This is a genomic window from Agrobacterium sp. DSM 25558 (assembly GCF_900100825.1).
GTDB lineage: Bacteria > Pseudomonadota > Alphaproteobacteria > Rhizobiales > Rhizobiaceae > Agrobacterium.
Map to the genome: position 1 here is coordinate 444,841 of NZ_FMUD01000001.1, position 14,189 is coordinate 459,029.

A 14,189-nucleotide genomic window follows, 5' to 3' on the forward strand; every position below is an offset into this window, starting at 1 on the left:
GATATTCAAATTCTGAAAGGAAGCACCATGCAGCGCATTGTTATCGACGTCGTCTCGGACATGGTTTGCCCTTGGTGCTATCTTGGCAAGGCGCGGCTCGATCTGGCTTTGGCTGAAATTCTCGATGAGGTCAGCGTCGACGTCAATTGGCGTCCTTACCGCCTGAACCCGGACTATCCGCCTGAGGGCGTGGACCAGAAAGCCGAGCTTGAAAAGAAGCTGGGCGGTAAGGAAAAGGTCGAGCAGGCCCACGAGATGCTGACGCAGCTTGGAAAGGAAGTCGGCATAAACTTCGATTTCGACGCCATCAAGATCGGCCCCAATACGCTGGATGCGCACCGCCTGTCGCTCTGGGCACATGCTGAAGGACGCGAGTTTCAGGACAAGGTAACGACGGCGCTTTTCAAGGCGAATTTCGAAGAGGGTCGTAACATTGGTGACCACGAGGTTCTGGCTGACATTGCAGAACAGGCCGGTATGAACCGAGAGGTCGTAACCAGGCTGCTAGCCTCCGACGCCGACAAGGACACGATCGTGGCGGAAATCGACGCCGCACAGCAGATGGGCGTTGCAGGCGTTCCCTTCTTTATCCTCGACCAGAAATATGCCGTCAGCGGCGCGCAAAGCAAGGAAGTGCTTATTAATGCACTGCGGGATATTGCCAGATTGAAGCTGGAAGAGCATAGGGCAATGAACTGATCGTCAGCGCCTCCCCGCTGTCGATTTCCGGCCCCTAATATTTTCAGGTGTTTCCGTGTCCGATAGCACGTTGAAGGGCATTCTGCTCGCATTCGCAGCCTTTGCGGCTTACGCTTGGAGCGATGCGAGCGTGAAGCTCATCGAAGGGCAATTGTCGCCCATCCAGTCCGCCTTTTTCGGTGCCCTCTTTGGGCTCTGCGCCCTGCCCTTCATTCGCAAGCGCAATGACGATTGGCGAGATATTGTCCGTACCACCAACCGCCCACTCTGGCTGCTGCGGTTCGCGACCTCAGGTCTCGGTGCCATCACCTCGGTCACGGCCTTCACCCATCTGTCGATGGCAGAAGCCTTCGCGCTCATCTTCCTGCTGCCCGCCTTCGTCACCATCATGTCGGTGCTCTTCCTCAAGGAACAGGTCGGCATCAAGCGCTGGTCTGCCGTCATCATCGGCTTTGCGGGCGTGCTTGTAATCTTGAGACCCGGTTTCCGCGAACTTTCGACCGGACATTTCGCAGCCATCGTAGCGGGTCTCTGCGGCGCGATTTCCATCGTCATTTTCCGCGCCATGGGGCCATCGGAAAAGAACATATCGCTCTATGGCGCGGGTTTGCTGGGAACGCTGGTGATTTGCGGCGTGGCGATGACATCGTCATTCACTCCGCCCAATGCCGAGCAGTGGATGTTCCTGGCAGGCTACGGCCTTCTCGGCGCTCTCGCCAACGTTCTCGTCATGTACGCGGCGAAATATGCACCAGCCGCAGTTATCGGGCCGACGCAATATAGCCAGATGCTGTGGGCCATACTGTTCGGCTATCTGATTTTCGGAGATGCTATTGATGGCTGGATGCTGGTAGGCATAGCCCTTATCATCGGCTCAGGCCTCATCACACTCATTCGCGAACGCCAGAGACATGTCGCTCTTCCAACGTCGATTGCGGCGGCAGACCAGAATGTTGCCGTCGCGATGACACCGGAGAGTGATGGGGAAAAGACGGACTGACTAGCCCGTCCTCGGCACCATCAATTGCAGACCCGCACACGATACATGTCGCCGTAGCCATCCTGACGCCATGCCAGATGGCAGCGGGGATAGGAGGGCTCATAGACGACAGGTGGACCGTAGACGGGCCGGCTGTAAACGGGCGTATAGCTATAGGCTGGCGGGCCGTAATAGTTGCGCGCGCCTGCAATCAACGCGCCGCCGACAACGGCTCCAGCGATACCCGCGCCCAATCCGCGTCCGAAATTGTTACGTGCTTCTGCCTGGCTGGTGGTGGCAATTGTGGTGCCCGCAATTGTCAAAGCAACCAGACCAGCGGTGACAAACCTCTTCATGGTGGTCAACATAGTCCTGCTCCTTCGTTAACGGCATCAGGCGAAACATTGCCGCGCCGATAAAGCCAAGACTATGCCTCCCAATCCTACAGCCAGATGTCCGTTTGATTAAATCGCCGTAAGGAACGGCGATGTAAGCGAGATCAGGATTGCCCCAGTTAAACTCGCACCGTTTATTTTCAATGTAGCGCGCTCAGCTAGGGGCGGACAAAAGCCGATTCTATAGCAGATTTAACGCCCTCTATAAGATTCACGTCGGTCGTTTTCAGCGCAGTAACGTCCCCACTCGACGTCTTGAATGTAAGTGTTTTTTCAACGGGCGCTCTCCCCAACACAATAAGCAACCCGATAAATACAGTGATCCCAACGACGATGCCAACTCCAGCGCCCCCAAAAAAACCGCAGACTATTCCAGCGATAGCAGCAACTAACGCTGCTCCGCCTCCATGGTTTTTCGGCTCTACACCAACTTTAATGCTACCAATATTGGCTATTGGATAAGTATCACTTCCGAATTTAGCCAGTGTTGATGTGATGGTGATAGTTCCAGACTGAAAAATTACCTCTGACAAATTCACCCCCTGCGCTTACCCTTTACGCAGGATGTCGCAACCTGAGCGAGATATCAAGGGATATACCCATGCTTATTTGGCCAGTTCCGCCAACTGCGTCATCACCATCGCCGCACCCGCAAGCCGCTTCTCAGGCGTTGGCAGATCACGGGTCAGGAACACGCTGTGATCTGGCCTGATCTTGGCCATGGAGCCCTGCTTGCCGATGTAGCCAACGAGAGCTGCCGGGTTCGGGAATTCCTTGTTGCGGAACTGCACGACGACGCCCTTCGGACCCGCATCCAGCTTCTCGACATTGGCCGTTCGGCACAGCGACTTGACGTAGACGATCTTGAGCAGGTGCTGCACTTCCTTCGGCAACGGGCCGAAGCGGTCTATCATCTCAGCGCCGAAGCCATCGATTTCGTTGAGATCGGTCAACTCGCCCAGACGGCGGTAAAGACCCATGCGCAGGTGCAAATCTGGAACATAATTTTCCGGGATCATGACCGATGTACCGACGGAAATCTGCGGCGACCAACCGGTGTCGATGACATCGTCCTCGCCCTTCACTTCGGCCACGGCCTCTTCCAGCATCTGCTGGTAAAGCTCGAAGCCGACTTCCTTGATATGACCGGATTGCTCTTCGCCCAGAAGATTGCCCGCGCCGCGAATATCCAGATCATGGCTGGCAAGCTGGAAACCTGCGCCGAGTGTGTCGAGCGATTGCAGAACCTTCAGCCGGCGCTCCGCCATGGTCGTCAGCACCTTGTTGACCGGCAGCGTGAACAGCGCAAAGGCACGAACCTTGGAGCGTCCGACGCGACCGCGCAGCTGGTAGAGCTGCGCCAGGCCGAACATATCGGCACGGTGGACGATCAGCGTATTGGCCGTGGGCACATCGAGGCCGGATTCGACGATGGTGGTCGACAGAAGAACATCGTATTTGCCATCATAGAAGGCATTCATGATGTCTTCCAGCTCCCCCGCCGCCATCTGGCCGTGGGCAACCGCCACCTTCAGTTCCGGTACGTCGGATTGCAGGAAGGCATGGATATCAGCGAGGTCAGCCAAACGCGGGCAGACATAGAAGCTCTGGCCGCCACGATAATGCTCACGCATCAGCGTTTCGCGGATGACCAGCGCATCGAACGGCGAAATGAAGGTGCGCACCGCCATGCGGTCCACCGGCGCGGTGGTGATCAGCGACAGCTCGCGCACGCCCGTCATGGCAAGCTGCAAGGTGCGCGGAATGGGCGTGGCTGAGAGCGTCAGCACATGCACATCGCTCTTCAACTCTTTCAGACGCTCTTTATGCTTCACGCCAAAATGCTGCTCCTCATCAATGATGAGAAGACCGAGATTAGCGAAATTGATACCAGCGCCCAGCAGCGCATGTGTGCCAACGACGATATCCGTCTTGCCTTCTGCGACTTCTTTCTTCGTCAGCGCCAATTCCTTCGCACCCACCAGACGCGACGCCTGCTGCACCCGGATGGGCAAGCCACGGAAGCGTTCGGAAAAAGTGCGGAAATGCTGGCGCGCCAACAGCGTTGTCGGCACGACGACGGCCACCTGCACACCGTTCATGGCGGCCAGGAACGCAGCGCGAAGCGCGACTTCCGTCTTGCCGAAACCGACGTCACCGCAGATCAATCGATCCATGGGGCGACCGGCACCCAGATCATCCCGAACGGAATCGATGGCATTCTGTTGGTCTTCCGTTTCATCATAGGGGAAACGGGCCGCGAACTCATCATAGAGACCATCAGGCGCAATCAGCGTCGGCGCATGACGCACCATACGCGCAGCGGCGATGCGGATGAGATCGCCCGCCATATCCAGCAGGCGTTTCTTGAGCTTGGCCTTGCGCATCTGCCATGCGCCGCCACCCAGCTTGTCGAGATTGGCTTCCGCCGCATCCGAGCCGTAACGTGACAGAAGATCGATGTTTTCGACCGGCAGGAACAGCTTGGCCTCATCGGCATAATGCAGCTCAAGGCAATCACGCGGCGCACCCGCCGCCTCGATGGTGCGAAGACCGACAAAGCGGCCGATACCATGTTCGGCGTGAACGACGAGCGAACCCTCATCCAGACCGGCGACTTCCGAGATGAAGTCCGCCCCGCGTTTGCGACGCTTGGAACGGCGCACCATGCGGTCACCGAGAATATCCTGCTCACCGATGACGGCGAGATTGCCGGTTTCGAAACCCGCTTCAAGGCTCAGGACAGCCGCGGCAGCCTCACCCTTGCCAAGCTTCTCAATCTCTTTGAACGACTGGATGGTCTTGATGTTCTCAAGCCCATGCTCGTTCAGCACCTGCAACATGCGGTCGAGCGAGCCCTCGGACCAACCGGTGATCAGAACCTTCCAACCCTTGGAGCGACGCTCGGCAATGTGCTTGACGGCAAGCGTGAAGACATTGATGCGCTCTTCGCTCTCGTTTTCCGTCTGCGACTTCGCCCAGCGCGGACCGACATGCGCATTCAGCGTCGCGACGGGCTTGTCCTTGGAATCCTGCTCATTGAAGGGTGTCAGGCGCACCGCGTTGACCGCATTCAGCGCCTCATCAAAGCTCTTGCCGCCGAGATAAATCTGGCTAGGCGGCACAGGCTTGTAAGGCGCACCCTGCGTTGCGCCCTTCATCTGGCCGGATGTTTGGCGCGCGTCGAAATAATCATGCACCAGCTTGGAGCGCTCCACGGCAGCCTCCCGCGCCGTGTGGTCGGTAACGATACGGAAACCCTTGAGATAATCGAAGGCCGTTTCCAGATGCTCGTAAAACAGCGGCAGCCAATGTTCCATGCCGGCATAACGGCGGCCTTCGGATACTGCCTGATACAACGCGTCGTCTCGCGTGGCAGCCCCGAACATCGACAGATAGTTCTTACGGAAGCGACTGATCGTATCCGGCGTCAGCGTCACCTCGCTCATGGGGCTGAGGTCGAGCGACCGGGCCTGGCCGATGGTACGCTGGCTGGCCGGATCGAAGGTGCGGATGCTCTCCAGTGTATCGCCGAAGAAATCCAATCGCACCGGCTCTTCCGTGCCGGGAACAAACACATCGAGAATGCCGCCGCGCAGGGCAAATTCACCCACTTCGCGCACCGTCGCCACGCGGTCAAAGCCGTTGCGCTCTAGCCGGGCAGCAATGTCTTCCATGCGGATCTGGTTGCCGGGCTTGGCCGAAAAAGCAAGGCTTTCGATGACGTCGCGCGGGGCCATCTTCTGCAACATGGCATTGACGGTGACGAGCACGATGGCCGGATGCGGTTTTTTCTGGTGGTGGATGAGGCCGGACAGGGTGGCAAGGCGGCGAGCTGACACATGCGCGCTGGGCGACACGCGGTCATAGGGCAGGCAGTCCCATGCGGGTAGGCTCAAAACCGGAATGTCAGGCGCAACGAAGCTGAGCATTTGCTCCAGATCGGCCACGCGCTGGCCATCGGACAGCACATAGGCAACAGGCGTGCCCTGTCGCGCCAAATCAGCCAGAAGAAACGCTTCCGTGCCGGTCGGCACATTTCCAATGGTCAACGGCGTATCGGCCGATGCCACCAGCCTGACATCGAATCCGGCTATCATTTTGGGGTCTGTCCGTTCTGCGCAGTGACCAGATCGAAATCCGGACGGTAGGAGATGATTGTTCTAAACAACGGCGTCTGGAATTTTTCAGGAATGGCCTGCGCGCCCGTTACCATCTGCACGAGGTCCTGATCTTCCTCGTCCATGATGATTTCAAGCTCGTCCAGCTGCTCATCGGATAGGTCAGCGATGTTCTCTTCCGCAAACTGGCCGAGAACGAGGTCCATTTCCCGGATGCCGCGATGCCAGCACCGATAAAGAATCCGCCTGCGCCTCGGATCGAGGTCAGCGCTTGTGCGCACCAGTCCTGTCATCGCATTTTCCTTCCCTGTGGGACGACTTACGCTTCGGCAGCCCACCTGCCGGTCCCTGCACCACCACCCTCATTCCTGTGCTCGTCACAGGAATCCAGCGACCTGACGTCTGTCAGGTCAACACGTCTTTTCAGCCCAAAGACTTGGGCTGACTGGATCCCTGTGACAAGCACAGGGATGAGGGAGAGGAAAGGATGGCCGAAAACAGCGGGCCTCGTAATCGCGGAGCGTCCTCCAATCAAATTCATCTGTTGCCTTTCCTATAGAACAGGACAGGAACGGTTGGGAACCGATTTTTACGCAAATATCATCACAGACCGGAAAATCTGCCGGTGATAAACCGAGTTTCTCATCTCACCGCTCTTGCATTGCGCACGACCTTCCACGATTTTGCTCACCATGCGCCCCGCCCTCCTCGATCCGCTGTTTGCTACCGTCGCCACGCTGACCGGCGTAGGGCCGAAGCTTGCCGATTTGCTGGCAAAGCTTTTGGGCCGGGAAAGCGTCGCGGAAAGCCGCGTCGTCGACCTTCTGTTTCACGCGCCCTACAACATCATCGACCGTCGCAACCGCCCCGGCATAGCGCATGCACCACAGGGTGCCATTGTCACCATTCAGGGACGTGTGGACCGCCATCAGCCCGCACCGCCGGGAAATCGCTCAGCGCCCTACCGCGTCTTTCTGCATGACGAGACCGGCGAACTGGCACTGACCTTCTTCCGCGCCAAAGGCGATTGGCTGTCCAAGGTCCTGCCGGTGGACGAAGAGGTGATGGTCAGCGGCAAGATCGACTGGTTCAACGGTCGCGCCTCCATGGTGCACCCGGACTTCATGGTGAAGGTCTCGGAAGCCGAAAACCTGCCACTGGTCGAGCCGGTCTACCCCCTAACGGCGGGGCTCTCACCTAAGGTCCTGAGACGTGCGATCGACGGCGCACTGACCAAGATGCCGGTCTTTCCTGAGTGGATCGATGACGCGCTCGCAACGCGTGAGAGCTTTCCGCATGTGGCCGATGCATTCCGCGAGCTTCACGACCCGAGTGACGAAACCGATATCGATCCGCAGGCCCCTGCCCGCCGCCGCCTCGCCTATGACGAATTCCTGGCCGGACAGCTTTCGCTGGCGCTCGTCCGCCAGAGACTGCGCAAGGTTACGGGCCAACCCATCCGCGCCAACGGCGATTTTGCCGCCAGAATTCTGGCAAACCTGCCGTTTTCGATGACGGCCAGCCAAAGTGCCGCAGTCAAAGACATCCTGACGGACATGGCCGGTGAAGACCGCATGCTGCGCCTGTTGCAGGGCGATGTCGGCGCGGGCAAGACACTGGTGTCACTGATGGCCATGGCCACCGCCGTCGAGGCTGGCGGTCAGGCCGTGCTAATGGCACCCACCGAAATTCTCGCTCGCCAGCATTTCGCGACGATCTCGAAATTCGCCGCTACCGCCGGCATTTCCTGCGAGGTTCTGACTGGCCGCACCAAGGGCAAAGAACGTCGCGAAATCGAGGAGCGGATCGCCTCCGGTGAGGCGCAGATCATCATCGGCACCCACGCCCTGTTTCAGGATAGCGTGACCTACAAGAACCTCGTGCTGGCTGTCGTGGATGAGCAGCACCGCTTTGGCGTGCACCAACGCCTGCGGCTGACCGCCAAGGGCATCTCGCCGCACATGCTTGTCATGACGGCAACGCCCATTCCCCGCACGCTGGTTCTGGCCGCCTTCGGCGATATGGATGTTTCCAAGCTAACCGAAAAACCAGCGGGCCGCAAACCGATCACGACCGTGACAATTCCAACCGAGCGCATCGGCGATATCGTTGCACGGCTAAAAAGCGCGCTGTCCGAAGGCAAGAAAGCCTACTGGATTTGTCCGCTGGTGGAGGAATCAGAAGAATCCGATCTCATGTCTGCCGAAGAGCGCCATGCCGTTCTATCCAAGTCACTGGGCGCAGACATCGGCCTTATCCATGGCCGCATGAGCGGGCCGGAGAAGGACGCGGCGATGCTGGCCTTCAAGACCGGCGAAACCCGCCTGCTGGTGGCAACCACTGTGGTCGAAGTCGGTGTGGACGTACCGGATGCGACGATCATGGTCATCGAGCACGCCGAAAATTTCGGCCTTGCCCAACTGCACCAATTGCGCGGGCGCGTCGGGCGTGGCGATGAGGCCTCCACCTGCATTCTCCTCTATAAGGGTCCACTCAGCGAAAACGGCAAGGCACGCCTTTCCATTCTGCGCGATAGCGAAGATGGCTTCCTGATTGCCGAAGAGGATTTGAAGCTGCGCGGCGAAGGAGAACTTCTCGGCACCCGCCAATCCGGCACGCCGGGTTTCCGCATCGCCAGCCTCGAAGCCCACGCCGACCTTCTGGAAATCGCCCGCAAGGACTCCGCCTATATGATCGAGCGTGACCCGGAACTTTCAAGCGAGCGAGGCCGCAATCTGCGCACCCTGCTCTATCTCCATCGCCGTGACGAAGCGATCCGTTTCCTCCATGCAGGCTAACGAACATGAATGACATGCCCCTACCGCCCGCAGCCTTCTGCAAGGGCTACGCCCTTTGCTCGCCGGACAACCTGCTGCTGCCGGAAACCTTTGCCAAAAGCGAAAAGAAAGCCATCGGCAAGACTTTCAAGAAACCGGGGCGCAAGAAGGCATGGGCAGAAGCACAGGAAAAGGGCTGGAGCGTGCGCTTCGTCTATATGCGCGTCTTCGTGCCAGTGTTTCATTCGACCTCGACGTCTGACGAGGTGTTTGACGATGATTGAAATGGACCATTAAACGGTCTATCCTGAAGCAAGGATTTCCTTCATTCGAGAAATGACATGCAGATATCTGTAACCGATGCGAAAGGGCAGCTCACCGACCTTGTTCGCCGTGCCGAAGCTGGCGATGAGATTGTCTTGACGCGTCATGGTCACCCTGCCGTGCGTCTTGTACCCGTTAATGCAGTCGTAGAGGCTTCAGCTCGCAGGCGTATAATTGAGGAAGTCCGTGCGTCTGCGGCACAAAAACGGACCGCTGGCCCCAGTGCTGCGCGCAGCCAGGATTTTCTCTATGGCAACGATGGCCTTCCTGAATGATCGCTATAGACACGTCTGCGTTGATGGCGGTGCTACTTGACGAGCCAGAAGCAGATGCTTGTGCCGAAGCGCTGGAAAATGCGAGTAGGCTGATCATTTCCGCTGGAACTCTTGCAGAAGCATCTATCGTTGCGTCTCGGCGAAACATCGCGGACGAGCTTGATGCACTCATCAAGCGGCTCGGCGTTGAAATCATTCACGTAACACCGCGATATGCACGACTCATGGCGCAAGCCTATGATAGCTGGGGAAAAGGTGTTCATCCGGCAAGCTTGAATTTCGGTGATTGCTTCGCCTATGCACTAGCCAAATCGGAAAACTGCCCGTTACTCTATGTCGGCAACGATTTTTCACGCACCGATATTAGGGGCGCGCTTTAACGATCAAACCGGCGATATTGCCTTTGGCAACTCGAAATCCGGAGCAACAAGGCCACCGGATATCAGAAGTTTGGCACCGTCTTCCGGCGACATTTCGAGCATGATGATCTTGTCTTTCGGCACGAAAAGCAGAAAGCCTGCTGTCGGCACCGGCGTCGGCGGCAGAAACACCGCGACCATTTCCTGGCCCATTTCATTGAAGCGATAGGCCACTTCACCCTTGGCGTCTGAGGAAACGAAAACCATCGCCCATGTGCCGGGTGATGGAAACTCGATCAGTCCGACTTTTTTGAACGAGCTGGAATGCTCTTTCAGAACCGATTCAAAAAGCTGCTTTATGCTTTTGTAGATGGGCCGGACAAACGGCATGTGGTTGAGAATGGACTCACCAAAACCGACGATCCATTTGCCGATGAGATTGTTGCCCAGAAACCCGATCAGCGTGATGCCGATGACTGCCACCAGAAGGCCGAAACCGGGAATCGCGACATCGAAATATTGCTCTGGATCGTAACGCGCCGGAATATATGGCTTAACCCAGCTATCCACCCACTGTAGAAATGTCCAGACCACCCACATGGTGATGGTAACAGGCGCAAGGATGAGCACACCGGTCAGGAAGCTGTTGCGCAAGCGCGTTGCGAAAGAAATTTTGACGGGAATTTCGGTCATGAATCCGCATAAATTCGAGAAACTTCAAAAGATGAAGACTTTCTTGAAACGGACAGTGGCGAAACGCGTTCCGCCTTTCAAGTGAATAATCGACGCGGTGTGCACTGCGATAGATAATCCTGTTCGCAAGTGCGTTATCGCCACGTGTTATCAATGGGTATCTGGCGCGGTCGTGACCGTGGAATTTACTCCACAGTAACCGATTTCGCCAGATTGCGCGGCTGGTCCACATCCGTCCCCATAAAGACAGCTGTGTAATAGGCCAGAAGCTGGATCGGCAGCGAGAAGACCATTGGCGCGATGATTTCATCTACGTTGGGCAGAACGATAGTTGCCATGGTTTCCAGCTTGGAAGCCGCCGCGCCCTTCTCGTCGGTGATGAAGATGATCTTGCCGCCGCGGGCTGCGACTTCCTGCATGTTGGACACGGTCTTTTCGAAGAATCGGTCATGCGGAGCTATGACGATGACGGGCATGTTCTCGTCAATCAGTGCAATCGGCCCGTGCTTCAACTCGCCAGCAGCATAACCTTCGGCGTGGATGTATGAGATTTCCTTGAGCTTGAGCGCGCCTTCAAGCGCCAGCGGATAGCTGGTGCCGCGGCCGAGATAGAGCACGTCCTTGAAGCGGGAAAGATCGCGCGACAGGGTTTCGATCTGCGGCTGGATGGCGTTCAGGACTTCGCTCATCACGCGCGGCATTTCGATCAGGTGACGGACGAGTTCCGTTTCTTGCTCAACCGTCAACGTGCCACGTGCCTTGCCTGCAGCAATGGCAAGTGAGGCAAGAACGGCCAACTGGCAGGTGAAAGCCTTGGTAGAGGCAACGCCGATTTCTGGGCCAGCGAGAATGGGGAACACGGCATCCGATTCGCGCGCCATGGTCGATTCGCGGACGTTGACAACCGTGCCGATCTTGAGGCCGTTCTCCTGGCAATAACGCAGCGATGCCAGCGTATCTGCCGTCTCGCCGGATTGCGAAATGAACAGCGCGGCCTGGGTGGGCAGAAGTGGCATTTCGCGGTAGCGGAATTCGGAGGCCACATCGATCTCGACCGGCAAACGCGCATAACGTTCGAACCAGTATTTGCCGATGAGGCCTGACAGATAGGCCGTGCCGCAAGCGGAAATGGCAAGGCCGGTCAGCTTGGAGAAATCAATGGCAGGATCGGCATCCTTCACACGCTTTTCGGCGAAATCCACATAGTGGCTGAGTGCATGGGAAATGACTTCCGGCTGCTCGTAGATTTCCTTTTCCATGAAGTGGCGGTGGTTGCCCTTGTCCACCACATAGGCCGTCGCCTGCGAAATCTGGCGCTGACGCTGGACGGGATTGCCGGAGAAATCGATGATCTCAGCACCCTTGGCAGTGAGGATGGCGCAATCACCATCTACGAGATAGGTGATTTCATTGGTGAAGGGTGACAGCGCGATGGCGTCCGAACCCAGGAACATTTCGCCACGTCCGTAACCGATGGCAAGCGGAGGGCCGGATCGGGCGGAGAGAATCGTGGTCGGATCATCCTGGAACATGACGCCCAGCGCAAAAGCACCTGTAACACGGCTCAGCATGGCCAACATGGCCGCACGGTGGTCCAAGCCATCACGGGTGAACTTGGCCAGAAGCTGCGCGACGACTTCCGTATCCGTCTGTGTTGTGAAGACGGCACCGTCTGCCGCCAACTCGTCGCGCAATTCGGAGAAGTTCTCGATGATGCCGTTGTGAACGACGGCGACGCCATCGACAAAATGAGGATGCGCGTTGGTTTCGTTCGGTACGCCATGGGTCGCCCAGCGGGTGTGAGCAATGCCGGTCAGGCCGGGAAGCGGCTCTTCGGACAGCTTCTTTTCCAGATTGAAAAGCTTGCCTTCCGCACGGCGGCGAGCAAGCGCGCCATCATGAATTGTCGCAACGCCAGCGGAGTCGTACCCCCGATATTCCAGACGCTTCAGCGCTTCAACAAGGCGCTCTGCAACCGGCTGCGTTCCAACAATGCCAACAATGCCGCACATACACTTCTCCAAACCATTTTAACTAGCGGAAGTCCTAGCGATTTCCGCGAAATCTGCAATTGCGGTTGCAGTCACTTTCAGTGTCTATCCGTTACGATATCGAGGACTTTTTCTTGGCGTCCTTGATGGCCTGCGCGCGGGCGCGCAAAGCATTGGCGCGACCTTCCTTTATCTCTTGGCGTGCACGACCAAAGGCCAGCGCATCCGCAGGCACATCTTCTGTAATCACACTGCCGGAAGCGACATAGGCGTCGTCACCGATATTGACTGGCGCGACCAGCGAGGAGTTGGAGCCGATGAAAGCGTTCTTGCCGATACGGGTTTCGTGTTTGTTGATGCCGTCATAATTGCAGGTAATCGTCCCTGCGCCGATGTTGCTGCCAGCGCCGACGAAGGCATCGCCGATATAGGTCAGGTGGTTGACCTTGGCACCCTCACCGATCTCGGCCTTCTTGACCTCGCAGAAATTGCCGACCTTGGAATTTGCGGCCAGATTGGCACCGGGGCGCAGCCGGGCATAGGGACCAACCGTTGCACCACCGCTGACATGTGCGCCTTCCAGATGCGAGAAGGCGTGAATGACGGCACCCGATTCGATGGTGACGCCGGGCCCGATCACCACATTGGGTTCGATCAGCGCATCCTGCCCGATCTTGGTGTCCCAGGACAGAAAAACCGTTTCCGGCGCGATCATGGAGACACCATCGATCATGAACTGATGGCGCGCCCGTTCCTGCCAGAGCTTTTCGATGGTGGCCAGTTCGGCGCGGTTGTTGCAGCCGATCAGTTCTGTCTCAGGCGCATTGATGGCGACGGACTTGCCGCCTAGCGAACGAGCGATTTCAACGATATCCGTCAGGTAATACTCGCCCTTGGCATTGTTGTTGCCGATGCGGGTGAGAAGATCGAGTGCGCGGCGACCATTGATCGCCATCAGGCCGCTGTTGCACCAAGTGACTTTACGCTCCTCGTCCGTTGCATCCTTTTCTTCTCTGATAGCAACGAGTTCGCCGTTTTCCACCAGCAGGCGACCATAGCCGGTCGGCTTATCGGTGTGGAAACCGATGACCACGACGTCGACATTCTCGCTCAGCGACTGACGCGCCTTGTTCAGCGTTTCGGATGTCAGCAGCGGCACGTCGCCGTAAGCGATGAGAACATCGTCGTAGCCGCTTTCGATGGCGGCGCGCGCCGCCAGAACCGCGTTGCCAGTACCCAGACGTTCCTTCTGAAGATAGGGCTCGACGCTGACGCCAGCACCGCGTGCCGCATCCGCCACCTTGTCCGCATCACGCCCGACGACGAGGGCAGCAGAGCTGACGCCAGCGCCTGCGACAGCCTGCATCACATGCGCAATCATCGCCCGCCCAGCGACCGGGTGCAGCACCTTCGACATGGACGACTTCATGCGTGTGCTTTCACCAGCGGCGAGAATGACGGCAAGGCAACTGCGTTCCATTGGTATCTCCGACTTGATCTTTCATTTGCCCGCCAATTGATGGGCGGGCTCATTTTCCCGCTATAACCGCTCAAGAATAAAGAAACCATGGAAATT

Annotated in this window: 13 protein-coding genes; 6 read left to right on the forward strand and 7 right to left on the reverse strand. The window is 57.6% G+C overall.

Annotated features, from left to right (window positions below):
- Positions 1-27: 27 nt before the first annotated feature.
- Complete coding sequence (locus DSM25558_RS02265) at positions 28-699, forward strand: DsbA family oxidoreductase (protein ID WP_077101308.1); 672 nt, start codon at positions 28-30, stop codon at positions 697-699.
- Between the two features lie 55 nt (positions 700-754).
- Positions 755-1,699 carry a DMT family transporter gene (locus DSM25558_RS02270; protein WP_077101309.1) on the forward strand — a complete coding sequence of 315 codons (945 nt, stop codon included), beginning with the start codon at positions 755-757 and terminating at the stop codon, positions 1,697-1,699.
- 20 nt (positions 1,700-1,719) lie between these two features.
- Here the strand turns inward: DSM25558_RS02270 and DSM25558_RS02275 are convergent, their stop codons facing one another.
- From DSM25558_RS02275 to DSM25558_RS02290, 4 genes are all read right to left on the reverse strand, one after another.
- Positions 1,720-2,046, reverse strand: a complete 327-nt coding sequence (locus tag DSM25558_RS02275; RefSeq protein ID WP_077101311.1) for a hypothetical protein — start codon at positions 2,044-2,046, stop codon at positions 1,720-1,722.
- A 185-nt stretch (positions 2,047-2,231) separates the two neighbouring features.
- The gene (locus DSM25558_RS02280; protein WP_077101313.1) at positions 2,232-2,606 is read right to left on the reverse strand and encodes a DUF6232 family protein; all 375 of its coding nucleotides are present in this window, start codon (positions 2,604-2,606) and stop codon (positions 2,232-2,234) included.
- A 72-nt stretch (positions 2,607-2,678) separates the two neighbouring features.
- Positions 2,679-6,173 (reverse strand): transcription-repair coupling factor, encoded by a 3,495-nt coding sequence (gene mfd, locus DSM25558_RS02285; protein WP_077101315.1) that lies wholly within the window; start codon positions 6,171-6,173, stop codon positions 2,679-2,681.
- Positions 6,170-6,487, reverse strand: coding sequence for an FAD assembly factor SdhE (locus DSM25558_RS02290; protein ID WP_077101317.1), 318 nt, complete (start codon positions 6,485-6,487; stop codon positions 6,170-6,172). Before DSM25558_RS02290 ends, mfd begins: the two co-directional genes overlap by 4 nt.
- 399 nt (positions 6,488-6,886) lie before the next feature.
- Between DSM25558_RS02290 and recG the strand changes: the two genes are divergently transcribed.
- Genes recG through DSM25558_RS02315 form a run of 4 tightly spaced genes read left to right on the forward strand, consistent with a single transcriptional unit; the run spans position 6,887 to position 9,950 of the window.
- Positions 6,887-8,992 carry an ATP-dependent DNA helicase RecG gene (gene recG, locus DSM25558_RS02300; RefSeq protein ID WP_077101321.1) on the forward strand — a complete coding sequence of 702 codons (2,106 nt, stop codon included), beginning with the start codon at positions 6,887-6,889 and terminating at the stop codon, positions 8,990-8,992.
- Positions 8,993-8,997: 5 nt separating this feature from the next.
- Positions 8,998-9,255, forward strand: coding sequence for a hypothetical protein (locus DSM25558_RS02305; protein ID WP_077101323.1), 258 nt, complete (start codon positions 8,998-9,000; stop codon positions 9,253-9,255).
- A 57-nt stretch (positions 9,256-9,312) separates the two neighbouring features.
- The gene (locus tag DSM25558_RS02310; protein ID WP_077101325.1) at positions 9,313-9,570 is read left to right on the forward strand and encodes a type II toxin-antitoxin system Phd/YefM family antitoxin; all 258 of its coding nucleotides are present in this window, start codon (positions 9,313-9,315) and stop codon (positions 9,568-9,570) included.
- Positions 9,567-9,950, forward strand: a complete 384-nt coding sequence (locus DSM25558_RS02315; RefSeq protein WP_077101327.1) for a type II toxin-antitoxin system VapC family toxin — start codon at positions 9,567-9,569, stop codon at positions 9,948-9,950. The genes DSM25558_RS02310 and DSM25558_RS02315 overlap by 4 nt, the downstream gene beginning before the upstream one ends.
- 3 nt (positions 9,951-9,953) lie before the next feature.
- Here the strand turns inward: DSM25558_RS02315 and DSM25558_RS02320 are convergent, their stop codons facing one another.
- The 3 genes from DSM25558_RS02320 to glmU all read right to left on the reverse strand — a co-directional run bounded on the left by DSM25558_RS02320 (position 9,954) and on the right by glmU (position 14,093).
- Positions 9,954-10,622: a DUF502 domain-containing protein gene (locus tag DSM25558_RS02320; protein ID WP_077101329.1), complete on the reverse strand. Its 669-nt coding sequence runs from the start codon at positions 10,620-10,622 to the stop codon at positions 9,954-9,956.
- Between the two features lie 185 nt (positions 10,623-10,807).
- Complete coding sequence (gene glmS, locus DSM25558_RS02325) at positions 10,808-12,634, reverse strand: glutamine--fructose-6-phosphate transaminase (isomerizing) (RefSeq protein WP_077101331.1); 1,827 nt, start codon at positions 12,632-12,634, stop codon at positions 10,808-10,810.
- Positions 12,635-12,725: 91 nt separating this feature from the next.
- The gene (gene glmU, locus DSM25558_RS02330; RefSeq protein ID WP_077101333.1) at positions 12,726-14,093 is read right to left on the reverse strand and encodes a bifunctional UDP-N-acetylglucosamine diphosphorylase/glucosamine-1-phosphate N-acetyltransferase GlmU; all 1,368 of its coding nucleotides are present in this window, start codon (positions 14,091-14,093) and stop codon (positions 12,726-12,728) included.
- Positions 14,094-14,189 lie beyond the last annotated feature (96 nt).

Coding starts and splice junctions, on each gene's coding strand:
- DSM25558_RS02315 (WP_077101327.1), top strand. CDS start 9,567: ATGATCGCTATAGACACGTCTGCGTTGATGGCGGTGCTACTTGACGAG.
- DSM25558_RS02310 (WP_077101325.1), top strand. CDS start 9,313: ATGCAGATATCTGTAACCGATGCGAAAGGGCAGCTCACCGACCTTGTT.
- recG (WP_077101321.1), top strand. CDS start 6,887: ATGCGCCCCGCCCTCCTCGATCCGCTGTTTGCTACCGTCGCCACGCTG.
- glmS (WP_077101331.1), bottom strand. CDS start 12,634: ATGTGCGGCATTGTTGGCATTGTTGGAACGCAGCCGGTTGCAGAGCGC.
- DSM25558_RS02290 (WP_077101317.1), bottom strand. CDS start 6,487: ATGACAGGACTGGTGCGCACAAGCGCTGACCTCGATCCGAGGCGCAGG.
- mfd (WP_077101315.1), bottom strand. CDS start 6,173: ATGATAGCCGGATTCGATGTCAGGCTGGTGGCATCGGCCGATACGCCG.
- DSM25558_RS02275 (WP_077101311.1), bottom strand. CDS start 2,046: ATGTTGACCACCATGAAGAGGTTTGTCACCGCTGGTCTGGTTGCTTTG.
- glmU (WP_077101333.1), bottom strand. CDS start 14,093: ATGGAACGCAGTTGCCTTGCCGTCATTCTCGCCGCTGGTGAAAGCACA.
- DSM25558_RS02265 (WP_077101308.1), top strand. CDS start 28: ATGCAGCGCATTGTTATCGACGTCGTCTCGGACATGGTTTGCCCTTGG.
- DSM25558_RS02320 (WP_077101329.1), bottom strand. CDS start 10,622: ATGACCGAAATTCCCGTCAAAATTTCTTTCGCAACGCGCTTGCGCAAC.
- DSM25558_RS02305 (WP_077101323.1), top strand. CDS start 8,998: ATGAATGACATGCCCCTACCGCCCGCAGCCTTCTGCAAGGGCTACGCC.